This is a genomic window from Marinobacter sp. B-21, from assembly GCF_056857895.1.
This window is the reverse complement of sequence record NZ_JBSXNZ010000015.1, coordinates 1-2,946: the sequence shown is the minus strand read 5'-3', so window position 1 is coordinate 2,946 and position 2,946 is coordinate 1. Positions and strand designations below refer to the sequence as shown.

General features: G+C 59.9%; 3 protein-coding genes. 1 reads left to right on the top strand and 2 read right to left on the bottom strand.

Translation table 11 applies throughout. The features are described from left to right. Positions 1-181: 181 nt before the first annotated feature. Entirely contained in the window at positions 182-316 is a 135-nt protein-coding gene (locus AC13C0_RS00340) for a hypothetical protein (RefSeq protein WP_482953716.1), read from the bottom strand. A 136-nt stretch (positions 317-452) separates the two neighbouring features. On the opposite strand from AC13C0_RS00340, the gene AC13C0_RS00335 reads away from it, so the two are divergent. Continuing rightward, positions 453-653, top strand: coding sequence for an FMN-binding protein (locus AC13C0_RS00335; protein WP_482953715.1), 201 nt, complete (start codon positions 453-455; stop codon positions 651-653). Between the two features lie 839 nt (positions 654-1,492). Here the strand turns inward: AC13C0_RS00335 and AC13C0_RS00330 are convergent. Continuing rightward, positions 1,493-2,806, bottom strand: a complete 1,314-nt coding sequence (locus AC13C0_RS00330) for a hypothetical protein (protein ID WP_482953714.1) — start codon at positions 2,804-2,806, stop codon at positions 1,493-1,495. Between the last annotated feature and the right edge of the window lie 140 nt (positions 2,807-2,946).

The window sequence follows — 2,946 nt, the reverse complement described above, 5'->3', positions numbered from 1 at the left end:
CGACTTGGCGAAGATCCAGCTGATAAAAATACTCGCCGTCAGTGACCACTGCCCCACCGGATTGCCGTTATCGTCCGCGCCCTTGTAAAACGAATTCGCGTTCTTGCTCTTTGGCGACAGCACGTACATCACCACGCCGTAATCCGGTTTTCGCTGGCTGGCGCTGGTGGGGGTGTCGTTGTCAGCCCTTGCGGCGGAAGTCTATAAAAAGCCGGACACGTTTCTGAAGGAAGCCTTCAACCAGCAAGTGCCTGAGCCAGAGCTTGTCTGGCTGGTGGGTGATACCGGGAAAAAGGTTGATGCAATACTTGGCCATCCCCCTGACGCGTTGCGTGAACGCTACTGGGCGAAGAAGGGTCGTTCGGCCTGGATTCTCGAGGAAGTCGGCAAATCGCGGCCGATTACCGTGGGCGTTGTTATACGCAAACACCGTATAGAGCGACTGACTGGACGTGCTGATCTATCGCGAGAGCGGCGGCTGGGAAGTTCGCTACCCGGTCTTTACCGATCAGTTCCGGCAGGCGTCCCTGACTGAAAACGGTAAGCTGGATGTAACGATAGACGGCATGTTCGGGGCAACTCTGTCTGTCAACGCCTTGACCCGGCTGGCTCGGGTGGCTCTGTATCTGGACAGTCAAGTCAGTGATTCATGAGGCGGCTACGTCCCGGTACTCTGTTTCGCTGGCATCGCTATGCCGGTGCCCTGGCGTCCGTGCTTCTGATTCCGGTGGCGCTGACCGGCGTTTCCGTGAATGGCCTCGACGACGTCGGCCTTGGCGATACCCGGCTCACCTGGCCGCCGTTAATGAGCTGGTACGGACTTGGTGTTGGGTCGGTACCGATGACCGCCTTCCGGGCCGGTGACCAGGTGTTCGCGTGGGTTGACGGCATGCTTTACGATGCAACCGGTGGGAGAGGTGGCACCGGTGTGCGGCTGGCGCATCGGCCGGTCGGTGCGGTGGCCGTGGGGCGGATGGTGGCGATGGCCAGTGCCCATGAAATCGTACTGTTGACCAGAGACGGCGGCGACGTCGTCGAACGCTTACGCGATGAAGATCTGCCCGGCAGTATTGCCCGTCTGGGAGAGGGGGGCAATCAGGTGTTTGTGCAAACATCGGGGCGTCTGTATAGGACCGACCCGTCATTTCTGAACTGGACAGCGGCCGCCCGGAGTGAATCCGGTACTATTCGCTGGAGTGCGGCCATCGCGGTGCCTGACGCGGTCAAGGCACAGTGGCGAGGGGAAGGACTACCGCTTGAGCGGGTGCTGCTGGATCTGCATTCGGGGCGATTATGGGGGGGGTGGCACGTGGATGTCAGACCTGACCGCACTTGCCATTGTGTTCCTGGTGGTGTCCGGATTGCTGAACTGGCGTCGACGCAACCGGTGAACCGCCGATCTGAACCTGATGTGCCCTGGCTGGCGCCGTCGTGCGGAGCCAGCCAGGGTCACGCGGTACCCTTTGCTATGCGGTACCGTTCACCTGTCCCGTTACTTCTGCAGGTTGCCGCCGAAGTAGAACGCGGTGGTCAGGTTGAAGCGGGTATGCCACTGGTCGTCATTCGGGCCAATAAATGCCATGGCGGCATTCTTGCCGGTCAGTACATCGGCCCAGACGTAGATGGGGCCCGCCACAAACAACGCGCCCACGGCGTTGAACTGGGTATCGCCGGTGCTTTGCGGTGTGTTACCGGGTCCGGCGCTGTTGAACTGACCGTCGCCGCCGACCTTCAGATAGCCGTAGTTGTTATACAGCTGTACCTGGGTGACCGGCCCCCAGTTAACATTGAAGTCGCGGGCGATGTTGGCGCTGTAAATATCGCCACGCGCCGCCATCTGGTAGCGATAGCCGTAGTCTTCAGCGGTGATCGCATCGGTCGGCAGCGGAACACCTGCGGCCGTCGTGGCATTATCCGGAACATTGTAGGCATAGCTGACCCACTGCAACTGACCGGTCCAGGCGCCAGCGTGGGCGTCCAGAGCCAGCGCTCCGGCCCAGCGAGAGCCGAGGTCACGGCTGCCCGTATCTAGCTGGCCGCCCTGGCCTGACAATGACACCGTCAGGTAGTTCGAGTCGCTCTGGTTGAGGGTATAGGCGACCCGGACGTTGCTGTTGTTGACGGTCTGATAGCCGTCGACCGCGACGCCGCCGCTGTAGGTCGAGCTCTGCCCCAGAGTTTCGTTCTTGAAGAAGCCTACATCAACCCGCAGAGGGCCGGCGTCGTACTTGTAGTTCAGGCCCGCCGCCTGGTGATCGGCAAAGCCCGCGTAATAGTTCAGGCTGCCCCAGAACGTCTGGTAACCATAGGGAATATTGCCGAACGGCATCTGGAACAGGCCGGCCTTGACCTGCTGGCTGTCGCCGGCGCCGAAATCGTAGGCCGCCCAGCCGTAATGCAGGTATTGCCCGTCCCTGAAGTTGACATCGGAAAGGCGGTAGTCGGCCGCATAGCTGATGCCATTGTCCAGTTTGCCGTCCACGGTGAGCATGAAGTAGTCAAGTATCAGACCGCCGCCATGTTCCTGGCTTTTGGTGGCGTAATCCTTGAACTGATATTCAGTGACGACACCGCCCCCGATGGTCAGGGTTTCGTCCTGTTTTTTCAGGTCACTCATGGTCTTGTTGCTGCTCTCGTCCCGACGAGCCTGCTTCTGTAGCTGCTCGACCTGAAGCTTCAGGTCTTTGACGTCCTGACGTAATTGGTCGTCAGTCTTGTTGCCATCCTGAGCGAGGGCCTGAAACGACCAGACGGCGGCGAGGCCTGCAATCGCCAGATGAGGCACTCTTCCTGTGGGCTTGCGCATAGCTAGTTTCCGTCCATAAACGGCTTGTTTTCAGGGCTAATCGCCCAGCCGGTTGGGTCAAATTGTTTCTCTTGGCCAACCTTATCCCGGCCACATCGCAGCCTGTGGTCTTCCGTCGCCATTTTGACCGCGAATCGGCA

What these genes read in the sequence shown, in the direction of transcription:
- AC13C0_RS00340 (WP_482953716.1), bottom strand. Translation starts at nt 316, where the DNA reads ATGGCCAAGTATTGCATCAACCTTTTTCCCGGTATCACCCACCAGCCA.
- AC13C0_RS00330 (WP_482953714.1), bottom strand. Translation starts at nt 2,806, where the DNA reads ATGCGCAAGCCCACAGGAAGAGTGCCTCATCTGGCGATTGCAGGCCTC.